This window comes from Dethiosulfovibrio salsuginis, assembly GCF_900177735.1.
GTDB lineage: Bacteria > Synergistota > Synergistia > Synergistales > Dethiosulfovibrionaceae > Dethiosulfovibrio > Dethiosulfovibrio salsuginis.
Window position 1 is genome coordinate 1 of sequence record NZ_FXBB01000025.1, and the last position, 21,361, is coordinate 21,361.

Consider the following 21,361-nt stretch of genomic DNA (forward strand, 5'->3'; position numbering starts at 1 on the left):
GACGACAGCAGATTGCAGATGCCTCGAAACCTGGTTGCAGCACTTATCAGGATGGAGAACAGCCGCTCCCACCAGGACCTTCGCCTGGTCATAAGAGAGTTAATCGACTGGCTCCAACTACCGGAACACACGAAAATTCGGAGATCCTTCACGGTTTTTCTTCGAGGGGTGTTGCTCCCCAAGAGGATTCCGGACAAGGATTTCTCAACCTACGAGGATCTACTGGAGGTGGACACCATGCTTGCGGAAAAGGTAAGAGACTGGACCAGGGCCTGGGAAAAAGAGGGCCTTCGTAAAGGCATACACAGAGGACGTAGGGAGGGTCTTGAGAGAGGCCTACAGAGAGGCATAAAACAGGGTAAACAGGAAGGCAGAGAAAAGGGGCTTATCCAGACCGCCATAAGGATGCTGGAGAAGGATATGGAGCTTGCCGTCATCGTGGATATAACCGGCTTGCCCCTGGAGAAGATCAAAGACATCTCGGAGAACAGGGAAAAGTACGCCGCCGAACTGGAGAGCTAAGATAGGGCCTGCCTAATTTCGGCAGGCCCTGTGTTTTATCGCCTTGGATACGACGGAAGGCTAGGGCAACCTTCGGCATCCTGGGCCGGAGATTTCGCTTCTTCCTCTGGTTCCGGGGGTTATCTGGATCTGGGCGCTGATTCGCTCCCTTAGGGCCGGCACGTGGGAGATCACCCCTATGACCTTGCCGTTGTTTTTGAGCTCCGCCAAGGTGTCCAGGGCTATCTCCAGGGCCTCCTGGTCCAAGGTTCCGAAGCCTTCGTCTAAGAAAAGCGAGTCCACCGGGACGTTTTTGCTGGACATCTGGGAAAGCCCTAGCGCCAGGGACAGGCTGACGATGAAACTTTCGCCGCCGGAGAGGTTTTTCGTTGATCTGAGACCATCGCCCTGATAGCTGTCTACAACGCTCAGCTCCAGAGGCTGGTTTTCGTCCAGCACCAGCAGGTATCGGTCGGTCATCTTTCTCAGCTGCTGGTTGGCGTGACGTACCATCATCTCGAAGGTCAGACCCTGGGCGTAGTTTCGGTATTTCTTGCCGTCCGAGGAGCCTATCAGATCGTGGAGGTTCGACCATCGGCGGAACTCAACCTCCTGTTTGGAAAGCTCTTCCTGTTTGTCCTTCAAACTGGCCTTCGCCTTGCCGTTTTCCTCCAGTTGGTGTCGAAGGGTCGATATCCGGTCCCTGGCCCCCGCTAGGCCCTCCTCCACAGCCTCGATCTGAGACTTGATCTCCTCAAGGGATTTTTCGGTGACCTTTTTACCTAGCTCCTCCTCCAGCCGTCTCCGTCGGTCTCTCCCTCTGCCGTCCAGTTCGGTCTGTCGGTCGTCCAGTTCCTTGGCAGTCTTGGAAAGCTGCTCCCTCTCCTCTTTGGGGATCATAGCCTCTTTAAAGCTAACCTCGTCGGGGAAGCCTTGGGTCGTCAGGTTCGATTTAAAGTTCGATTCCAGATCCATGAGTTTTGGCTGTCTTTCTTTTAGTGATTTTTTAAGGGCCTCTATCTCGTTGAACGCCCTGTCCCGCACCAGAAACAGGTCGTCGTGGAGGCTGCGTTCCCGTCTCTCGATCTCCTCCGCTTTGGATAGCCCCTCGTTCAGCGTTTCCTCTTCCCTGTCGGGGTCTCCGTCGCCGTAGAGTTTTTTGCGGTCGTCGTCCACAGAGCTAAGGTTCCCTTGCAGGGCTTTCAGATGCTCCATCTCCAGTTCGAGGGAGGATTTTTCCCTTTCTACAAGGGCCTCGAGCTTTTTTATCTCCCCCTCCACCGTGGCTATCATGCCGTTGAGCTCTTCTTTTTTGGCCTGATGGAGCTCCCAGGATTTAAGCCTATCCCTCAGGGAATCGAGGAGGGATGGAAGGTCTTCCTCCGTGAGATCGAGCCCTAAGGGGAGGAGATCCTTCGACAGGATCTCCTTTCTCCTTCGGAAGTCGGAGTCCAGCTTTTTTATCTCCTCCTCCAGCTGAGCCAGGTTTTTTTGGGAGGACTTTACGTCGCTGGACAGGATCAGCTCGTTTTTCTCCAAGTTCCCCAGGGCCTTGTCCGCCTCGTCTTTTAGGTCCTCCAGGGCCTTTATCTCCGACTCCAGCTCCTCGGCCTTTTCGATCAGGTCGGTCAGTTCCTTTATCCTGCCGTCTATTTCGTCGGAAACCGGGACGTTGCCTTCGGCGAAGGGGTGTTCCGTCGAGCCGCAGAGGGGACAGGGCGCGCCGTCCTCCAGCCTCTTCCGATGGTTTTCAAGGCTGGCTATTTTGGCGATATAGGCGGCCTCCTTTAGAAGAGACTCCTTTTCAGTCCGATATTCCCGAAGAAGCCTGTCCCCTAAGGTGCGGCTCAACAGGTCTTTGGCCTGTTGGAGGTTTTGGGAAGAGTCCTCCTGATCCCTTTTTTTAAGGGTCAGGTCCTCCTTTAATGCCTCAAGGCCATGGACGGCCTCTTTTAGGGCGGTCTCCCCTTTGTCCCTCTGGGATGCTTTTTCTTCTATGTCCTTTTTCCTGGTCGATAGTTCGGCGAGCTGGGCCTCAAGCCCTGCAAGGCCCCCGATCAGCCAGCGGTCTCGGGCGTTGTTGCTGAGGTATTTCTCTATAGCCTTCAGGTCCTCCTGAGCTTTTGAACGGTCGGCCTCCTGGGCGATCTTAGCCTGACCATAGGACTGTATTTTTGCCTTGATCCCTCCACATTCGCCCTCTAGGTCCTCTATCTGTTTTTTCAAAGAGGCTATGGTCTGGTCCAGAGAGCGGACCTGCTTCAGCTTAGGGATGGAGTTTTTAAGGGCTTCTCTGCGGTTGCAGGTCTCCTGTTCCGCACTTTTCAGCCGCTGGGCTTGGTCTTCGAGAGATCGCTCCAGGTCCGGCAGAGCGCCCTCTTTTTCCAAGAGGGACTTTTCGTTCGACCGTTGCTGTCCTCTCAGTTCCTCGATCTGTAGATAGGGGGCCTCCAGGGATGCGGCACTCAGGGCCAGGTTCAACCTGTCCCTGTGGGGCCTGAAGCTCTCCTGCTCCGCCTGAAGTTCCTCAATCTCGTCGTTAAGGCGGGCTATCTCGCCTTTTAGGATCTCTAAGCCGTTCAGCCAGGAGAGGGACAGGTTGAGCGACTTTGCCTCGCTGGTCAGCCTTAGCTCCTCATCCTTCGCCTTCCCCAGATCCTCCTCTACGGCCTTTTCCCGCTCCCGGTCCAAAACGGTGGTGCCAGCCATCTCAGCCTTGAGCAGCTCCAGGGTCTCTTTTTCTTTACGGTGACGTTCGTGAACCGCTACGGATATATCGCTGTATATCTTCGTCCCGGTGATCTGCTCCAGGATAGGGGCCCTTTCGCTGGGAGACGCCTGGAGAAAGGCGGAGAAACCACCCTGTGCCAGGAGCATTGAGCGGGTAAACCGGTCGAAGTCCATTCCTGTGACAGTCCCGATGCAGGACGCCACCTCCCTTATTTTGGACTCCAGTATCTGCCCTGAGTCGCAGTCCGATATCTCGTGCTTAGGCTGCTGGAGCTCGCCCTCAGGGCTTCTTCTGGCCCTGTGTTGGCTCCAGTGGCAGCGGAACCGTCCCTTTTGTGTCTCGAACTCCACCTCTGCGAAACACTCTCCGGTGTTTCGGGACATTATCTCGTTGCCGCTTTTGGTGACGTTGCTAAGCCTTGGGGTTCTTCCGTAGAGTCCCAGACAGATAGCGTCCAGGACGGTGGTCTTTCCCGATCCTGTAGGGCCGGTTATGGCGAAGAGCCCCTCACAGCCTAAGGAGGACAGGTCTATCTCCCAATCTCCAAAGAGGGAGTTGAGGTTTTTGAATCTCACTTTGAGTATCTTCATGGTTCCCTCCTACTCCGCCTTGGTGTCTTGCTCAAAAAGGTATGAGACGATTTCGCCATAAGTCTCGGTAAGCTCCTGCCACTGGTCCTCTGGAACTCCCCTAGAGGAAAGCAGTCGGCGGAAGACATCGTCCTCTCCCAGGTCCTCCAGGGACTCCCCTTCAAACTCCATGCCTAAGGCCTGCCGGAAAACTCGGCTGTCCTTGAGCCTGAGGATCTCCATACCGTCGGAGAGGGCGTTTTCCAGTCTGTCCCTCAGGTCGCCTATAACCTCATCTCCGTCGTAGACTATCTCCAGCCAGATCTTTGAGCCACTCAGGGACAGCTCGTAGATCCGCTTTAGGATACCCTCCAGGTCTCCCTTTATCCTCTCCAGCCTCTGAAAGACCGGCACGTCTACAAGCTGCACAGAGGGATCTTTGCCGTTAAAGTCCACTAGACAGAGGCTCTTTCTCTGCCCTGCCTCCCCAAAGCCCATAGGTATAGGGGACCCGCTGTACCTAACGACCTCCGATCCGTCGACCTTCTGGGGAACGTGAAGGTGTCCTAAGGCGGTGTAGTCGAAGCTATCTAAGAAAACAGCCGAGTTGACGTAGGCCAAAGATCCTACGTAGAGGTCTCGGACTCCGTCGCCCTCTACGGTTTTTCCTCCGGCGGTAAAGAGGTGTCCAGTCCCGACTATGGGAATATGGATTCCAAACTCCTCCCTTATGGATCTGGCCTGAGACGCCACAGCCTGGTAGTGGGCTTTTATGCCCTCCGCCATCTTTAGCTCTTTATCCTGGACCGTCTCTCCTGGCTCCACCTGTCGGATATCCCTGTCACGGAGGTAGGGCACGGCGCAGACGATCATCTCGGGGGTGCCATCATCGGCCTTGAGGATCAATACCTCGTCCTTCGGGGATTCTGCCGCTTTGCCCACCACGTGGACTTCCAGGGCTTTAAGCAGCTCTTTTGGGGCGTCGAGGAAGGAGGGGGAGTCGTGGTTCCCCCCTATTACAACGACGTGCCTACAGGTAGAGCCAGCCACCTGGCATAGAAAACGGTAATAAAGCTCCTGGGATCGGTTGCTCGGGGTGGTGGTGTCGAATACGTCTCCCGCCACGACAAGGACGTGGACGCCTTTTTCCTGAACCGTCGTCGCAAGCCAGTCTAGGAAGGCCTTAAACTCGTCGTATCTTTTTTTCCCGTAAAGGGCCCTGCCTAGATGCCAGTCGGATGTGTGAAGCAGCCTAATGCCCGACGAAGAGTGATCCATAGGTAAATCTCTCCTTTCTGTCCTTATCCATTGTAGGCAAAGCCTCATCGATAATCAATCATCTGGGATATTTCCCGGGAAATATGACCACCGCGAGAAATATAAAAAACGACCTCCCTAACAGGAAGGCCGCTCTCTTATTCCACTATCTCCTGCACCCTTCCCACCGTCCCGTCCTCCAGACGGACCTTTATCCCGTGGGGATGGGAGGGGCTTTTGGTCAGGATGTCCCTGACGACCCCCTCGGTGAGCTTGCCGCTCCTCTGATCCTGCTTTTGGACCACCATAACCTTCAGTCCTGGCTTTATGTCCTTTCTGAGCTCTCCTGACATGTAAAATCCTCCTTAAGCCCTTCAAGCTTTAACAGCCATTCGCCTAAGTGCATACATCTGCACCGTAACGTATCCAAGCCAATTCTCTGTACTACAGAAACGCCAGCAGACACCTTGTCATACTCAGGAATTTCCTTGATAATTCGTTTTGACGGAGCTGTCATCACCCCATCATTTATAAGTTCTGGATTTTTATCCTTCCCTAAAGCCACCAAATTCTCTATTGCTTCTTCATGATCTAGATATTCCCAGTCTAATTTTTGAGGATCGGACAGTATCATGGCCTCAAACTCATGAAGTTGGATATAGGGAACAAAACGGTTGTCACGTATATCCTTCGACATTGCATCCTCTAAAAATCGAACTCGTTCATATCTATCGGATATTCCAACAGCACGATTATAGCCGGGAAAATCCTCCGGCAAAGCATAAAGATCGAACATCGTCGTAAATCGACATTCACTGTGGTTATCCTCTTTTAGCCAGGAGATGATATCCTTCTTGGCCTTCACATAGCTTAACAAGCCACCACGATACTCTCTAGAGACACGATTGTCTCTGCTAGTAAGCACACATCTAGCGTCTGCAAAGATACCCCATTTTGCCAAATGAGGAGCGAGAACGGCTCTCACGAAAGAAAGCTCTGTTTGGCCTTCAGCGGTCACATGGAGACGTATCACGGCTGGCCACCTATGACGTTCTTTTCCCATAGATCCGATAGACTATAGCGGTCTAACCATCCTCTTAGGATTTCACAATCCAATTTTTTGAATAGAGAACACTGCCTTTCCTCGTCTCGCTCGAGAACTACAAGATCTTCCGCTGTAAACTCGTTTATGAGACTGGAGGACTGGGTAGCTAACAACACCTGAGTCTTTTGTGACGCAGAGCGAACTAGCCCTGCTAGCTCCCTTATAGCTAAAGGATGTAATCCTAACTCGGGCTCATCTAAAACTATGAAAGCAGGCATTAAATCCGGTGGTTGAAGCAGCAGAGCAGAAAGAGCCATAAATCTCAGTGAACCGTCAGAGATCTGGCCTGGATCAAAGAGATAGTCGCTTCCGGAAGAGTCCCTCCAGTTTAACCTTATATAGTCTCTATTACCTGGAACTGGAGTGAGATCAAAATCTCCAAACTGTGGCATAATGCGACGGATATGCCTTATTATTCGATCATAATATCGATAAAATTGACCATGTTCTTTGAGCATCTTCAAAAAAGCGGCTAGATTTCCTCCATCGCTCCTCAGGTACCTGGCGTCATCGACGTATCCACGGTCTTTGATCTTCGCCGTATCCGAAGTATCGTGAAACTGATAAAAACGAATACCGGATAAAAGGTTATATAAGACCTCACATACCGGTCTGGGGTCAGTCTTTAGACCTGATTCTCCTTCTCGGCCATCTAGAACGTACTCCTGCTGCCCATTACCGTCTCCGTGGCAAATGATCTTTTCGCTTCCGATAAAGAGTCTATCCGGTAGGCCGTAGGAAAGAGCTATTTCATATCTGCTTCTGACATCCTCTGTTCCAAAATCAAGACTGAAGAAAATGGACTCGGTTTTTTTGGGACCATAATAGAGGAGACGAGTTACCCCTTCCCTGCCGACATACTGCTTAAGGGTCCCTTCGGTCATAAAGTTGAGCATCTTGAAGAATGAGATTAGATTGCTCTTGCCGGAACCGTTGGCCCCTAAGAGAACGGTTATATCTCCTAAAGGTATAGTCTGGCCTGCTTTATCTATAGACTTATAACCACTAAGATAAACCTGTCTCAACTTCACGCCTAATCAGCTCCTTCCTCAAGGTGAAGTTTTCCGCACTCAAGAGGATAATATCACAAAAGCCCCTCGATTAGCCCGATTCGGCCCAATCAAGGGGCTTTCTAGTCCCCCTACTCTACCGCCTAGAAACGCCCCACTCCGTGAACCAGCGGTCCTGGATGTCCTTGGCCCGTTTGAGGTCCTTTGAGGACATCCTTTTATTCAGTTTCTCCAGCGCTTCCTCCGCGTCGGATACGTATCTCTCGTTGGCTAGGTCGAGGTAGGCCCAGGCCATGGGCAGGTCCTTTTCAACCACAACTCCGTCCATGTACAGCGATCCCAGGACGAACCAGCCAAACTCGTTCCCCTGATCCACCGCCCTTCTGGCCCAGCCCTCTGCGGTGCGGTGATCCTCTTTGACCCCGTAGCCGTAGAAATACATGTAGGCCAGCAGGCCTTGAGCAGATGGCTCGTCGTCCTCCGCCGCGTCGGTGGCCAACGCCAGGGCTTTTTTAAGGTCCTCCTTTACCGCCACGCCGTCGTAGTACATCCAGGCCATAACCGCTTTGCCCAGGGAGCTTCCGGCCTTAACCGCCTTTTCCGCCAGCTGGAGGGCTTTTTTATCGTCTTCGTCCACTCCCTCGCCGAAGTAGTAGAGCATGGCAAGCATGGCGGTCCCGTCGGCGTCCCCCTTATCGGAGGCCTTTTTTGCCCACTTGAACGATTCATCCTCGTCCCTCGGGATTCCGAATATATCTCCGTCGTAGTATACCCTGGAGAGCACCGAGAAGATCTCCCCTTCCGAGTCAGAACGGGAGGACTCTTTAAGCAGTGAAAGCCCTCTGTTCGGGTCGCTGTGGTCCTCCTCGAATATAAGTATGACCCCTAGCAGGGCCTTCGCCTCAAGGCTACCCCCTTTTGATGCCTTTTCCAGCCATTTGATGGCCTCACCGGTATCCTGAGGGACATCCTCTCCGTCGTAGTACATGGCGCCGAGGGCGGCCTGGGCGTCGCTGTCGCCGGACTGGGCCATCTTCTTGAGGCTTGATATCTCCGACGATGGGGACTGCCCCACCTCCGGCAGGTTCACCTGTGGAAGAGACACCTGAGGGAGTGACATAGGAGGAAGCTGGGGCAGTGCAGAAGACGTCCGTGAGAACTGGGGGGAAATCCCGCATCTTTGAAGGAAGGGAGCTATCCGCTCCGTTGGAATAGAGGCGTTGACGAATGCCCCTTCGTCTTCCTCGGTGTATCCCCAGGTGTTTATGCCGACCACCTCGCCTCTGGCGTTCACCAGAGGGCCACCGCTGTTTCCTCCTGCTATTGCTGCGGAGTGTATCACCGTCATCTGTCTGTTTTTCTCGACCAGGGCGTTGACCGTTCCCTCGGTGTAGACCATAGGAGGGGCTTTTTTTAGCTTGCCCTCCAGTATGTCGTCGAAGCTCTGGTCAAACTGGGTAACAAGAACCGGAAATCCCCAGGCACTGACTCGGTCCATACGGTTAACCCTATTGGTGAAGGTTACCGGCGTCAGTTTAGGGGAGGGTGTGAACTTGAGCAGGGCGAAGTCGTTGCCTCCGGTGTCTCCGCTGTACTCTTTTTTGACCACCCTGGCCTTTACGGGGTTTTGAAAGGAGCTCATCACCAGAATATCTCCGGCGGACTCTACCACATGGGCGTTAGTCAGGGCAAAGCCGTCTGCGACCACGAAGGCTGTTCCCATGCTGTAGGAGTCGTCGTCGTCAACCAATACGTAGAGGATGCTGGGCTCAAGCATATTAGCCACAGCCCTCTGCCTCTCCTCCATCAGAGCCAAAACGTCGATCTCGGTGGCGTAGAGGGGCCCACCGAGCACCATAAAACAGGACAACAGACAGAGAGTAAATCGAAAGCAACCTTTAGACAAAGCCATCTTCACACGAACCATTCTATCCCGGCCTTTCCCTTCTATATTGGTTCAGATATTAGCACAACAGCGGCCCAAAATATCTTTTTCCAAATATTTGACAAGTGCAAAAACCTCTGCTACGATAAAGTTAGTTTCCCTCAAGGAAAAATAGTTTCCTATACGGAAAAGGAGGTGTGCCTTTGAGCAGTCTCTTAAAAGGCATGGAAGTTCTAAGAGTGCTGGCGGAGCCTCCTTTCAACTACACCCTATCGGAGCTTTCCTCCACCATGGGGATGGGCAAAAGCGGGCTACACAAGATACTGTCGACCCTCAAGGAGAAAAATTTTGTGGTTCAGGAGGGGTCGTCGAAGAAGTATCATCTCGGACCGGTGGTGCTTCGGATGGGCAACGTCTATTCAAAACTTATAGGCATAGAGGATATAGCGGCACCGGTCCTGTCGAACCTGTGCCAGGTGCTGGGGGAGACGGTCTATATAAGCATCTGGGAGGGAGACAGAGCCTACCCTGCTTGCAAGTGTTGCCGCCCAGGGGGGATCTACGACGCCAACGATTTTATCGGCAAGAGCGTCCCCATAAACGCCGGTGCGTCGGCAAAGCTTCTGGCCGCCTATCAGGATCGTGAATTTATCCAGGATCTTCTGTCAAGGACGGATCTCGTGGCAAGGACACCTTACACCTTAACGTCCATACCGGAGATCCTGGAGGAATACGACCGCATAGTCAAACAGGGTTACTCCATTGAGGATCAATCCTTTTCTCTGGGGGTGTGGTGTCTATCGGTTCCAATTTTCGGCAAAAACCGAGCGGTCGACCGCTGTCTGTCCGTCGGTGCTCCGGTGGAGGCCGTAGGGGAGGGGATTTTTCCCATTTGGTTACAGAGATTGAGGGATGGGGCGGATGAGATAGGAACTCAGCTACAGCTCAGGCGTTAATGTATCAGGGGAGATCCGTAAGGGTCGAGATAGGGAAGGAGAGGAACATATGTCTATCAGCAAGAGATCGATGTTTTTTGCGTTGGCCGTGGCGGCTTTCTGTTTTGCCGCTCTGCCCGGGGCCTCCGAGGCGAAGACTAAGCCCTTTAAGGTGGCGGGAATTTCGTCACCGGAGTACAGAGGCAGCAAGTCCCTGGAGACCATAAAGAAAAAGGTAGAGGCTGGAACGGAGGGAAGGGTAAAACTGGACGTTTTCCCGGCAAACCAGCTTGGGGACTACACCCAGGTATTCGAGGAGATCCGCCGAGGCTCCATAGAGATGGGCCTTATATTCCTGCCCAGTCAGTTCGACGTGATGCTCGAGATAGGCTCTCTGCCTTTCCTGGCGTCCTCCGGCGAGGAAATGAAAAAACAGCTTTCACCGGGATCCTACGTCTACGAGATCATAGACAATTCCCTGGATAAGCTGGGTGTCAAGCTCCTCAGGCTCTACGGAGACGGCTTTATCGGTGTCGGGCTGACGAAGAAGCCCGAAAGCCCCGCCGATCCCGACGTCAAGAAAGACGCCATGATCAGGGTCGCCCCTGTGGCGGTCTACAAGGAGACCGCCGAGGACATGGGCTACAGGACAACCAACATACCTTACGCCGACACCTACAGCGCCATTCAGACCGGAGTATGCGACGGCTGGATCGGCGGATCGTCCCAGATAAACTATCTCAGTTTCAGGGATGTCATAAAGTACTACGTCCCCTATAACTGTCTGTTCGACCAGACCGCCTACATCATCAACAAAAAGCTCTGGGAGTCCATGAGCCCGGAGGATCAGAAGGTCCTTATGGACGCGGTCAACGTAGAGGCCGACAAGAGCTTCGCCGACAGCGCCACCGAGGATCTGGAGTTCCAGAAGAAACTTCAGGAGGCGGGAGTGGAGATAATAGAGGTCTCCGACGCCGAGAGAGATACACTGGCCAAGCACATCAGGGCCAACACTTGGCCGAAACTGGCTGAGACCTACGGAGAGGAGACCCTTGAGAGGATAAAGAAGGACCTCTAGGTCGTCTATCGAGAGGCTGGCGAGAGAGTCTTCGCCAGCCTCTTTTGAATTAAGGAGGGCTTCATATGGAAAACTTCGTCCGTAACGTAAAAAGCTCCCTCCTCTGGAGGTGGCTTATAAATCTGCAAAAGGCCATATTGGTGCTGACAAGCGTCTTCGTGGTCCTGATAATGTGTACCGCCGTGCTTCTCAGATACGTTTTCAAGTCGGACCTTTTCGGAATAGAGGAGATAGTGGTCATAGCGGCCTTCTGGCTTTACCTGGTAGGGAGCTCCTACGGAGTGTACGAGAAGAGCCACGTCAAGGCGGACATAATCCCTCAGCTCCTCCCACTTAAGGCCCAGGCATTTCTGTCGGTCTTGGTGCGACTGACTATGTCCATACTCTGCGTCGTGTTCAGCTGGTGGGCTGTGGATATGATATCCTACAGCATCGAGTGGATGCCCAGGACCACCGGCCTCCGCATCCCTATATTCATATCCCAGACATCCATACTGGTGGGATACGTTCTCATGAGCTTTTACTCCATAATATATTTTTTAGAGGACCTAGGCAATTTCACGTCTCTGTACAGGAAGGATCAAGGAGGTGAGCAGCCATGGCGATAACTATAGCTTTAATCCTGATAATAGTGACTCTGCTCCTGGGGCTGCCTGTGCCCTTTTGCTTTATGCTTTCCACTTTGTTCATGGTGGTCAGCCACAGCTACGATCCGTCGTTTTTGCTGCCCTATAGCTTCAGCCAGATGAGCTCACTGGTGCTCCTGGCCATACCGCTTTTCATCATGGTCGGAGGGCTTATGGACCGAGGTGGCATAGGAAGCTCTCTGGTCCGTCTGGTAGAGGTTTTCGTGGGGAGGATAAAAGGAGGCCTTGGGGTTGTGGCGGTGGTGTCCTGTGCGGTGTTCGGATCTATATCGGGCAGCTGTGCCGCAACTCTGTCCTGCATCGGCTCCATCATGTTTCCGAGGCTCAGGGAAAACGGCTACCCTATGGGACACAGCGCCGCCCTCATCTCATGCGCCGCCCCTCTAGGGCTTCTGATTCCCCCGAGCTCTCAGATGATACTCTACGCCTGGGTGGGACAGCAGTCGGTGCTGGCCTGTTTTCTGGCTACAGTGGGACCAGGGCTGCTTTTGATGACTCTGCTTTCCATAATAAATCTGGTGCTCTTGAAAAACGACAAGAACATAAAGCTATATCCCCCTATGACGGGAAAGGAAAAGGCCGAGATGCTCTGGAACCGGTCGGGGAAGGCTCTCCCGGCGCTGATAATGCCGATTATCGTATTAGGAGGCATCTACGGGGGGATCATGACCCCCACCGAGGCCGCCGCCGTGGCGGTTCTGTACTCAGTTCCGGTAGGTTTCTTAATATACAAGGGCCTTAACAGGGAGAACTTCATAGAGGTGGTTATAGAGACAGCGACAACCACCGGGGTCGTCATGTTGATGATGTTCTGCATAATGATGCTCAGCAGAATATACGTCCAGGAGCGGCTTCCTTCTATGATAATAGACGCACTGACCACCATATCGTCCAATAAATACGTCCTGATGCTCATGATAAACCTGTTCATGATAATAATCGGCATGATAATGGACGACGTCAGTGCCATGTTGCTCTGCACCCCTATTCTTTTGCCGGTGGTCATGAGCCTGGGAATAAGCCCTATTCACTTTGCGGCCATAATCGGCGTAAACCTGGGGATGGGCAACGTAACCCCTCCCACCGCTCCAACCCTGTACTTCGGGGGCAGAATAGCGAACACCCCGGTGTCACAGATGCTGAAACCGGCTATGATATTCATACTTTTCGCCTGGCTCCCGACTTTGGTGGCTGTCACCTTTATTCCTGAGCTTTCCCTGTGGCTTCCCAGGCTGGTGTTAGGTGGACGTTTTTAGGAGGTAGAATATGCACAAAGATTCGAGATTATACAGAAGGCTGCTTAAAATAGCGTCTATACCGAGCGTATCCCCGTCTTCGGAGGGAGAAAACAAGGCGACCCAGGCCCTTTACGACGAGCTAGCCCAGACCGACTACTTTAGGAAAAACCCTGAAGATATAAAACTCCTTCCCCTTGAGGGGGACAGGTTGAAAAGGCACTTTCTCTTCGGGATGGTGAGAGCCCAAAAGCCCACCTCCGAGACGGTGGTCCTGCTTGGGCACATGGACGTGGTCAGCGTGGAGATGTTCGGCTCCCTGAGGGAGTTTGCCTTCTCGCCGGAGGAATACACCAGTAGGCTGGACTCCACCTCTTTAGGGGAGGACGGAGCCAAAGACCTCCTTTCCGGGAAATGGCTCTTCGGTCGAGGCGTAGCGGACATGAAGTCCGGCGTCTGCGGGGCTATGGAGCTCCTTATGGAGACGGCGGAGGACCCTTCCTCCACGGAGGTCAATCTAGCGGTCCTGTTCGTGCCCGACGAGGAGAACAACTCACTGGGGATGCTCTCAGCAGCCCCGTTCCTCGCAAAACTTCAGGATGAAGGGCTTAGTTTCCGGTGCTGCATAGACACCGAGCCCACCTTCGCCACAGGTGAGGACGCCAAGCCCACGGTATATCTTGGTAGCCTTGGAAAGATAAACCCCTTCTTTTACTGTGTCGGAGTCAAGGCCCACGCCGGGGAGTACTACGACGGTTTCAGCGTAGGGCCTACCATGGCACGGATCGCCCTGGCTATAGACGGAAATCCCTCCTTGTCGGACGAGCTTGACGGAACCATGTATCCTCCCTACGCCGCTCTTAAGGTGGACGATATGAGGGACGAATACTCAGCGACTATTATGTCCCGTTGCGCCATGGCCTTCAGCTATCTAACCTCCACAAAAATGCCACCGGAGATCATGGCCGAGCTTAAGTCCATAGCCCAAGAGTCACTGGACAGGTCCATCGAGGAGCACGAGAGGGCTAAGAAGGCCTACAGGGAGCAAAACGGCATGGCCCTGTCCCCCTCCTGCCTATCCGGGGCCGTCTACTCGGTCAAGGAGATCATGGACCTGGCGGAGAGCCGGGGGATCGTTCCGGTGATCTCGGAAGAGGGAGACGAAAGGGCTAGAGGCATGGAGACCGTATCAAGGCTTGTGGACGACCTAGAGATGGAGGGGCCTCTGGTGGTGGTGGGATTTTTGCCACCCTGGTATCCCCACAGGTCCAATATGGCGGATATAGAGGGCGATCCAGAGGTCAAAGAGGCAGCCTCAAAATTGAGGGAGAAAGCGGTCGAACAGGGGCTGGAGATGGACATAAGGACCATGTTCGAGGGGGTGTCGGACCTGAGCTACTGCGGCTTCACCGGAACGCCGGAGGAGGCTAGGGCCTTCGAGGACAATATGCCAGGAGGCAGGGCAATCTACAGCTTCCCCACCGACGAGCTGTTAAAGCTGGCTATCCCGATACTGAACTTCGGCCCAGTCGGTAAGGACGCCCACAAGAGATCCGAAAGGCTGTACCTTCCGTTCTATCTGGATCACTATGTTAATCTGTTGAGATATCTGGTAAAATCCATATAATCCACCTAGTGGAGTAAAAGGGCTCGATCTGGAGGGACACCTTCGGACCTAGCCCTTTTAGCTTATCCCAATCAAAGGAGTTTTTCGTTTGAGAAGATTTTTTTCAACCCTAGCGTCGTTGCTCGTCCTATCTCTGCTAATAGTCGGCCAGGCGATGGCCCTTACTATAGGGACGTTCAACGTCGAATACTTTAACGTCTCAGGTAAAAAAGCCTACTCCCCCGAGGACTGTTATCATCTGGCAAAAACCATACTGTCATCGAAAGCGGACGTCCTTGCCCTTCAGGAGATAGAGGGCGACGCCACTATGAGATACTTTCTGACAAAGTTTCTGCCTGGCTGGTGGTCCGCCAAGGGCAACGACACAGGAGGCAGACAGGACCTGTACTTCCTGTGGAACTCGGACACCGTAGAGCTCATAGACGGACCCTACATCTACGGAGCCAACGCGTCTTTTCGGTTCGAGGGCAAGAGCTACAAGCTGAACGACAGGCCCCATCTGGTGGCCACATTTCTGGACAAGGAAAGAGATCGCCGATTCACCATGGTCAACGTACACCTCAAGAGCCAGAGCACCAGGGGCAAGGGAGACTCGGACAAGGCAGAGAGGTACAACGACGCCAAGAGACAGGCTCAGATTGAGAGTGTAAACAAGATAGTTTCCTCTCTCAAGGGGCCTGTTTTCATACTAGGGGACTTCAACACCGACGACCCGAGAGGCACGTCTTTCCCCCTGCTGAGGCTACCTGACGGCCAGTACAGCTACGACAACAAAAAGAGCAACCTGGACTACATAGGCTACGCAGGGATAGAGATGGACGAAAAGTGGGCTATATACGAGATAGAGACCGCCATTCCAGCGAGATCCACAAAAAAAGCGGAACATCCCGACCACGATATGGTGGCCCTGGCTCTAGACGGTAGCGTCCCCAAAGTGGCGGTAAAATCGGCTAAGGCCGAGTCGAAAGAGGCCCCCAAGAATATCACCGTGTTCGTCACCAAAACCGGAAAGAGCTATCATTCCGACGGATGTTCGTCCCTGAGCAAGAGCAAGATAGCCCTCTCCCTGGAGGAAGCCAAGGCCAAGGGATACACCCCCTGCAGCAAGTGCAAACCACCGAGATAGGCCCGGGAATAAAACCAGCTTTTTACGCATGGGACAGTATCGGTAGCATTAGTCTGTGGTCGTCAAAGACGCTTTTCTCTCCATCTGTCAGGACAAAAAGGGTTTCGTTCTCCTGTGAATAGGTATTACAGCTGTATCCGTCGGTATCCAAAGGGGTGAAGCCCAGGACCATCTGGTTTGTGTCCCTCTTTGCCATGACTGAGATAACCTCGTCGATAGATAGTTCCCCAGGACAGAAAACGTCGTTAAGGTACAGCGTTCTGTCGTCGTAACGGGCGAAGACAGCGGCGTCCATGCCCTCGACGTAGTAGAAGTCGTCCTTCATAAAGGACGTGGCGTAGAACATGACGAGACCGGTATTTCTCAGGGCTGTGAGGTTGGAGAAAGGACGGGTGCTCTCGGAGAGGCGAAGCAGGAGAGCCCTGTTTTGGGGGTCCTCCATTTCGAGGTACCGTGGAGTTCCGTCCCCTCCTGCGATCGCTTTTGCGTATTGATACTCGGTTTTTTTAGCAAAACCAAATTTAGGGTAAAAATCCACGACGGTATCGTTGGCGAATAGGTAGATCATTTCGCTTTTACCCTTCCACTCGGAAATGACCCTCTCAGGGAGATATCTGCTGAGACCTCTGCCTCGGTACGCCCTGTCGGTCATAACGATGCCTATCTGAATGTACCGCTTCACCTCTCCACAGGAGAAAAAGTCCAGGATGTTCACCGACACGTTGGCGACCACCTTGCCCCCGTCCATGAGAGCATAGGGGACGTAACGATCATTCCAGTAACCACTCAGGTAGTAATCCTCAAAATCGAAGTCAAAGACGTCCCTCGCCAGGGAGTTAAAGCCACACCGTAGCTCCCGGTCTTCTTTGAAGTTCCAGACAAAATCGTAGTATCTATCGCCGATATAAACCTTGTCCATAGGCCTCACCTTTAGGACAGCAAAAAGCCAAGACCGTAGTAGGAGTTACCGTTGAAGTCAAATTCGTCTATGATATCCAGCTTTACCTTTCGTAGGTGAGCCTCAAGGGATCTACCGTTGATCCTGTTGATGAAGGTCGTTCCGACCTTGAAATAAGACATATGGTCCCTCATGCGGTTAAAGAGCAGGGGAAAAGCCTGGCTGCCTCTTTTTTCCGAGGCAATACAGATAGGGCCGTACTGAAAGGAGTTACCGTAGGTGATGGTCTCCCCTCTATACTCAAGGCCTGAAAATCTCTCTATCATGTAGTCGAACATAGGACGGCCTTTGAAGTAATCCCAACCGGCGGCCATGGTGTAGCCGATGAGGTCAGAACCGTCCTCCAGGACGAACAAGCCTTTTATTCCTATCAGGTCGATAAGCTGCTGGTCGGTGAAGGGAGTCGTGACAAAACCGTCGCTCATCCTATCTGGAGTCAGGTTAGACACCAGTTTTTTCTCCTGAAGGGCTAACACCTCGCCTATGTCTCCGGCGATTCCTAATCTAGCTTCCATATGAATCACTCCTTCTAAAATAAGGCCATGGGCCAGGAGAAAGCCTCCCGGTTCCATGGCCTTATATCGCTCCGGCGTCTAAGCTGGGGGAGCTATCAGAGCCACTCCCTGCCTAGGGCGTCGGCGGCCATCATGGCGTCGGCGACGTCCTCCGCTGTGACCTTCCATGGCAGGTTATGGATGGTCTCCCCCGGGGCCGTGGCCATAGTCGCCGCTGCCATTATCTTGTCCCTGGAGGGCTCCTTCAGGCCCAACTGAGCGAAGGTGATCGGGAGGCCCACGGAGACGCAGAAATCCAGGACCTCCTCAAGCACCTCCCTGGGGGAATCCTGCAACACAAGCTGGGTGAGGGTTCCGAAGGACACCTTCTCGCCGTGGTACATGTGGTGCATCTCCTCTATGGCGGTCATGCCGTTGTGGATCGAGTGGGCCGCTGCGAGACCGCCGCTCTCGAAGCCTATGCCGGACAGCAGGGTGTTGGCCTCCACGATCCTCTCCAGCGCTGGGGTAACGGCGTCGGCGTCGCAGGCGATTTTGGCCTCGTAACCGTACTCTATTAGCTGGTCGTAGCAAAGCCTAGCCAGGGCCAGAGCCGCCTCGGTGGCGACCCCTCCTGGCATGTTGGCCGACTTAGTCCTGGAACAGGCCTCGGCCTCGAACCAAGTGGCAAGGGCGTCCCCCATGCCGGAGACCAAAAGCCTAGTAGGGGCCTTCGCCACTATGGCGGTGTCCACTATGACCATGTTGGGACTGGGGGGGAACTGATAGCTCTCGAACATCCCTTCCTCGGTGTAGATGACCGAGAGGGCGCTACATGGGGCGTCGGTGGCCGCTATGGTGGGGACCACAACCACAGGGACAGATAGCTGTGAACTACCCCCACTTATAGAAGTGGGGGCTTCCTGGTCAATATCTCTAACGAGACAAGTTTCCCCAGGCTCGAAAGTTCGTCCCGACCTCGTGAGTACCAAAGCTACACTGCCGTGCTAATTTCGGTGGGCAGAGCTAGTTTCAGTAGGTTTTGTGCCGCATTTACGTCCCTGTCGTGGCGAACGCCGCAGCTTGGACACACCCACTCCCTTAGGGCTAAATCCTTTACCAGTGGGTTTTTGTAGCCACATTCAGAGCACAGTTGGGAGCTGGCATAATTTGCCCCAGCTATTATCAGACTCCATGAAACCTCCGATATGGCTTTAGCGAGACAATGGTTTTTCAACATGTTTTTTGACCCTAAGGTCCTCGATCACTATGGCTTGGTTTTCGCGAATGATCTCGGTGCTGACCTTGTGCAAAAAGTCACGTCTCTGGTCCGCTATCTTACCGTGCAGTTTGGCGACCTTTAGCCTTGCCTTCTGCCTGTTGCAGCTGCCTTTAGCCTTACGAGACAGGTCCTTCTGGGAACCTCTAAAAACTCACCTTTGAGTCCCCTCGGAGAGATCGTTCCGCCTACGCCCTGTTTCGCCCAATCGTATACTCGACCTGCCTGTTCCGTACGAACCGCCTCGGAGGGCACGTCCTGTGCCCCCTCGGCTTGGGGCGACGTCCTGTCGCCCCATTCGACTACACGACGGCATGTCGAGTATACGGGCTCAAATGGGCTCCGTCGGAACGATCTCTCCGAGGATTAGAGTTTTTAGAGGTGCCCTTAAGTAGTTTTTTAATATATACATACTGCCATTTCTTGAGACTTGTGTCAATATTTTTAACTACTGTTCCTTGACTCCCCGCCGAATGGCTCCTCCACGAAAGCCACAGAGTTGGCCTCGAAGCTGGCCTTCATGGACTCCCTGACCGATTCGAGCCCTCTTTTGCCCCCTATGACAAGGGCGTTTTTGCCCAACAAAGCGACCTGAGCCCCCGAGTTTTCGCAGGCTCCCGCCCCTTGGACATATCTTCCTGGCGCTATGAGAATCTTCTGTATTTAGTTCCCTCCCTTTCAGACTATGGATACTATATCTATCATAGTTTACAGGAACACTGGGGTAACTGTCGATAGCTCACCGTCCAGCTATCCATATTTCTCTGGTAGAATAACCCCAACGAAAACAGGTCGATCCACGTTGAAACTCTAAGGGAAGGGGTTGTCCCATATGGAGCGAGGATACACGTCCTTGAACACCGGAAACGGTAAGGGGAAGACCACCGCCGCCGTAGGTCAGGCGGTCAGGGCTTTAGGGAGAGGTTTTTCCGTCTATATAGGCCAGTTTCTGAAGACCGAAAAATCGGGAGAGATACTGGCCCTGGAGCGATCGGGCCTGCCGGTCGAGGTAGAGCTTTACGGAAGGGAAAGGGCCATAGGGAGCCCTATGACCGACGAGGACAGAGAAGGGGCCGCCCGAGGCCTTAAAAAGCTAACCGCCGCAATGAAGGACCACGACATGGTGGTGGCGGACGAGATAATAGTCGCCTTATCCACCGGTCTGCTGTCCGTCTCGGAGGTAAAGGGCCTCATAGAGGGCAAGGGGAACAGCACGGAGCTTATCCTGACCGGCAGAGGTGCCACGGAGGAGATCATAGCGATGGCAGACGTGGTCACGGAGATGGTCGAGGTCAAACACCACTACCGCTCGGGAGTCGCCGCCAGGGATGGAATCGAACGATGACCTTTCCCAGGATAATCGTGGCAGGAACCCACAGTGGCTCGGGAAAGACCACCGTGGTGATGGGAATAGCCTCGGCCCTGAGTAAAAGGGGGTTGAGAGTCCAGACCTTCAAGACCGGACCGGACTACATCGACCCGGGCTACCACTCGGTGGCCTCAGGTCGGCCCTGTCGAAACCTGGACTCTATGCTCATAGACCAGGACCCACTGCTGGAGCTCTTCCACCGATCGTCGGAGGGGATGGACCTGTCCCTGGTGGAGGGGGTCATGGGGCTATTCGACGGAGCCACCGGCCTTGACGACCGAGGAAGTGCGGCCAGTCTGGCCAGAATATCAAGGACGCCGGTGGTGCTGGTGGTGGACGCAAGGTCCATGGCCAGAAGCGCCGCCGCGGTTGTCCACGGCTTCGCGTCCTTCGACCGATCGGTGAACGTGGCAGGGGTGATACTGAACAGAATAGGCAGTCCCAGGCACTTCGACATGATAAAAGAGGCGATCCAGTCCTCCACGAAGGTAGCGGTGCTGGGATACATCCCGAGGGACGAATCTATCTCCCTGCCGGAAAGACACCTAGGGCTGGTCCCGGCCTGGGAGATGGATACGCCGGGGCTGGAGAGACTCTCCAGCTTAGTCGAGGATAATATAGACCTGGACGAACTGCTAAAGATCGCCCTATCCTCCGAGGCCTACCCGGAACACCGTAGAGACCTATTCTCCGCCCAGAAGCTCAGGGGTAAGGTCAAGGTTGCTGTGGCGATGGACAGGGCCTTCCACTTTTACTATCAGGATAACCTGGATATCCTGTCCCATATGGGGGCGGAGATAGTTCCCTTCAGCCCTCTGGAGGATTCCAGCCTCCCTGAGGCCTCGGCGATCTATATAGGGGGAGGCTTTCCTGAGCTGACCGCTGAGGAGCTGGAGTCCAACCACACCATGAGGGAGGACATCCTGAAGAAGGCCCAGCTCGGCATGCCTATCTTCGCCGAGTGCGGCGGCCTCATGTACCTGGTGGACAGGATAGAGACCCCCGACGGAGTGGACAGATCAATGGTGGGGATATTCTCCGGCAAGGTCTCAATGGGAAAAAGGCTCCGGGCCCTGGGATACTGCCATGGGGAGACCCTGAGGAACACCTTGTTCGGCCCCAAGGGCAGAGCTATAAAAGGCCACGTGTTTCACTGGTCCTCCTACGAGGGACCGGAGGATACCTCCTGGGCCCTGAGGCTGACCAAGGGCGATACCAACACTATGGAGGGCCTGGCCTACAAAAACGTCCTGGCCAGCTACCTCCACGTACACTTCGCCAGCGACCTGTCCATCGCCGAATCCTTCATATCCTCAGCCCTGGAGTGGCAAAAAAAGGCCAACAGGGTTTGACAAATGGCCGGAAGGCCCTATCATTTTCCGATGTACCTAAGACACGAAAAGCCTCGATTCTCTCGGAAGACCGGTGCAATTCCGGCGCGGACCCGCCACTGTGAACTCCATCCTGGAGTGAGCCAGATCTGGGGAAACGAGGCTGATTAAAGACCTGCGAGGTTCAGGCGTCTGGAGGCGGACCTTGAGGGTCCGCCTTTTTA

General features: G+C 53.9%; 21 protein-coding genes and 1 riboswitch. Of the genes, 9 read left to right on the forward strand and 12 right to left on the reverse strand.

Features of this window, described 5'->3' with window-relative positions; translation table 11 throughout:
* Positions 1-522: RpnC/YadD family protein (locus B9Y55_RS13280; RefSeq protein WP_268753295.1), on the forward strand; the 522-nt coding region annotated here is incomplete at its 5' end.
* Between the two features lie 60 nt (positions 523-582).
* Here the strand turns inward: B9Y55_RS13280 and B9Y55_RS09210 are convergent.
* The 6 genes from B9Y55_RS09210 to B9Y55_RS09235 all read right to left on the reverse strand — a co-directional run bounded on the left by B9Y55_RS09210 (position 583) and on the right by B9Y55_RS09235 (position 9,085).
* On the reverse strand, positions 583-3,822 hold the full coding sequence (locus B9Y55_RS09210) for an AAA family ATPase (protein WP_085545067.1): 3,240 nt from the start codon (positions 3,820-3,822) through the stop codon (positions 583-585).
* A 9-nt stretch (positions 3,823-3,831) separates the two neighbouring features.
* Complete coding sequence (locus B9Y55_RS09215) at positions 3,832-5,079, reverse strand: exonuclease SbcCD subunit D C-terminal domain-containing protein (RefSeq protein ID WP_200806658.1); 1,248 nt, start codon at positions 5,077-5,079, stop codon at positions 3,832-3,834.
* 137 nt (positions 5,080-5,216) lie between these two features.
* Positions 5,217-5,411 carry a YwbE family protein gene (locus B9Y55_RS09220; RefSeq protein WP_085545068.1) on the reverse strand — a complete coding sequence of 65 codons (195 nt, stop codon included), beginning with the start codon at positions 5,409-5,411 and terminating at the stop codon, positions 5,217-5,219.
* Positions 5,384-6,121 carry a DUF4276 family protein gene (locus B9Y55_RS09225; protein ID WP_234986196.1) on the reverse strand — a complete coding sequence of 246 codons (738 nt, stop codon included), beginning with the start codon at positions 6,119-6,121 and terminating at the stop codon, positions 5,384-5,386. Before B9Y55_RS09225 ends, B9Y55_RS09220 begins: the two co-directional genes overlap by 28 nt.
* Positions 6,088-7,194 (reverse strand): AAA family ATPase, encoded by a 1,107-nt coding sequence (locus B9Y55_RS09230; protein ID WP_085545070.1) that lies wholly within the window; start codon positions 7,192-7,194, stop codon positions 6,088-6,090. Before B9Y55_RS09230 ends, B9Y55_RS09225 begins: the two co-directional genes overlap by 34 nt.
* A gap of 115 nt (positions 7,195-7,309) precedes the next feature.
* The gene (locus tag B9Y55_RS09235) at positions 7,310-9,085 is read right to left on the reverse strand and encodes a bifunctional trypsin-like peptidase domain-containing/SEL1-like repeat protein (protein ID WP_234986198.1); all 1,776 of its coding nucleotides are present in this window, start codon (positions 9,083-9,085) and stop codon (positions 7,310-7,312) included.
* A gap of 170 nt (positions 9,086-9,255) precedes the next feature.
* Between B9Y55_RS09235 and B9Y55_RS09240 the strand changes: the two genes are divergently transcribed.
* The 6 genes from B9Y55_RS09240 (at position 9,256) to B9Y55_RS09265 (ending at position 15,706) form a co-directional block, all read left to right on the forward strand.
* Complete coding sequence (locus B9Y55_RS09240; RefSeq protein WP_234986197.1) at positions 9,256-10,014, forward strand: IclR family transcriptional regulator; 759 nt, start codon at positions 9,256-9,258, stop codon at positions 10,012-10,014.
* 49 nt (positions 10,015-10,063) lie between these two features.
* A complete protein-coding gene (gene dctP / locus B9Y55_RS09245; RefSeq protein WP_085545073.1) occupies positions 10,064-11,071 on the forward strand; it encodes a TRAP transporter substrate-binding protein DctP in 1,008 nt (335 codons plus the stop codon).
* 65 nt (positions 11,072-11,136) lie between these two features.
* Entirely contained in the window at positions 11,137-11,679 is a 543-nt protein-coding gene (locus tag B9Y55_RS09250) for a TRAP transporter small permease (protein ID WP_085545074.1), read from the forward strand.
* The gene (locus B9Y55_RS09255; RefSeq protein WP_085545075.1) at positions 11,670-12,974 is read left to right on the forward strand and encodes a TRAP transporter large permease; all 1,305 of its coding nucleotides are present in this window, start codon (positions 11,670-11,672) and stop codon (positions 12,972-12,974) included. Before B9Y55_RS09250 ends, B9Y55_RS09255 begins: the two co-directional genes overlap by 10 nt.
* 10 nt (positions 12,975-12,984) lie before the next feature.
* A complete protein-coding gene (locus B9Y55_RS09260; protein WP_085545076.1) occupies positions 12,985-14,580 on the forward strand; it encodes a M20/M25/M40 family metallo-hydrolase in 1,596 nt (531 codons plus the stop codon).
* 88 nt (positions 14,581-14,668) lie between these two features.
* A complete protein-coding gene (locus tag B9Y55_RS09265; RefSeq protein WP_085545077.1) occupies positions 14,669-15,706 on the forward strand; it encodes an endonuclease/exonuclease/phosphatase family protein in 1,038 nt (345 codons plus the stop codon).
* A gap of 22 nt (positions 15,707-15,728) precedes the next feature.
* On the opposite strand, the gene B9Y55_RS09270 is transcribed toward B9Y55_RS09265, so the two are convergent.
* The 6 genes from B9Y55_RS09270 to B9Y55_RS13380 form a co-directional block, all read right to left on the reverse strand.
* On the reverse strand, positions 15,729-16,625 hold the full coding sequence (locus B9Y55_RS09270) for a GNAT family N-acetyltransferase (protein WP_085545078.1): 897 nt from the start codon (positions 16,623-16,625) through the stop codon (positions 15,729-15,731).
* Positions 16,626-16,636: 11 nt separating this feature from the next.
* Positions 16,637-17,179, reverse strand: a complete 543-nt coding sequence (locus B9Y55_RS09275) for a hypothetical protein (protein ID WP_085545079.1) — start codon at positions 17,177-17,179, stop codon at positions 16,637-16,639.
* 95 nt (positions 17,180-17,274) lie between these two features.
* Positions 17,275-18,150, reverse strand: coding sequence for a glycerol dehydrogenase (locus B9Y55_RS09280; RefSeq protein WP_327078437.1), 876 nt, complete (start codon positions 18,148-18,150; stop codon positions 17,275-17,277).
* Positions 18,151-18,152: 2 nt separating this feature from the next.
* Complete coding sequence (locus B9Y55_RS09285) at positions 18,153-18,398, reverse strand: zinc ribbon domain-containing protein (RefSeq protein WP_143340891.1); 246 nt, start codon at positions 18,396-18,398, stop codon at positions 18,153-18,155.
* Positions 18,373-18,567 carry a transposase gene (locus tag B9Y55_RS13720; protein ID WP_085545080.1) on the reverse strand — a complete coding sequence of 65 codons (195 nt, stop codon included), beginning with the start codon at positions 18,565-18,567 and terminating at the stop codon, positions 18,373-18,375. Before B9Y55_RS13720 ends, B9Y55_RS09285 begins: the two co-directional genes overlap by 26 nt.
* Before the next feature lie 314 nt (positions 18,568-18,881).
* Positions 18,882-19,022: a hypothetical protein gene (locus B9Y55_RS13380; RefSeq protein ID WP_200806660.1), complete on the reverse strand. Its 141-nt coding sequence runs from the start codon at positions 19,020-19,022 to the stop codon at positions 18,882-18,884.
* A gap of 247 nt (positions 19,023-19,269) precedes the next feature.
* Between B9Y55_RS13380 and B9Y55_RS09295 the strand changes: the two genes are divergently transcribed.
* Both B9Y55_RS09295 and B9Y55_RS09300 read left to right on the forward strand, forming a co-directional pair.
* Positions 19,270-19,782, forward strand: coding sequence for a cob(I)yrinic acid a,c-diamide adenosyltransferase (locus B9Y55_RS09295; RefSeq protein ID WP_085545081.1), 513 nt, complete (start codon positions 19,270-19,272; stop codon positions 19,780-19,782).
* A complete protein-coding gene (locus B9Y55_RS09300) occupies positions 19,779-21,158 on the forward strand; it encodes a cobyrinic acid a,c-diamide synthase CobB (RefSeq protein ID WP_085545082.1) in 1,380 nt (459 codons plus the stop codon). Before B9Y55_RS09295 ends, B9Y55_RS09300 begins: the two co-directional genes overlap by 4 nt.
* A 37-nt stretch (positions 21,159-21,195) precedes the next feature.
* A riboswitch (adenosylcobalamin (AdoCbl) riboswitch) is annotated at positions 21,196-21,332 on the forward strand.
* Positions 21,333-21,361: the final 29 nt, after the last annotated feature.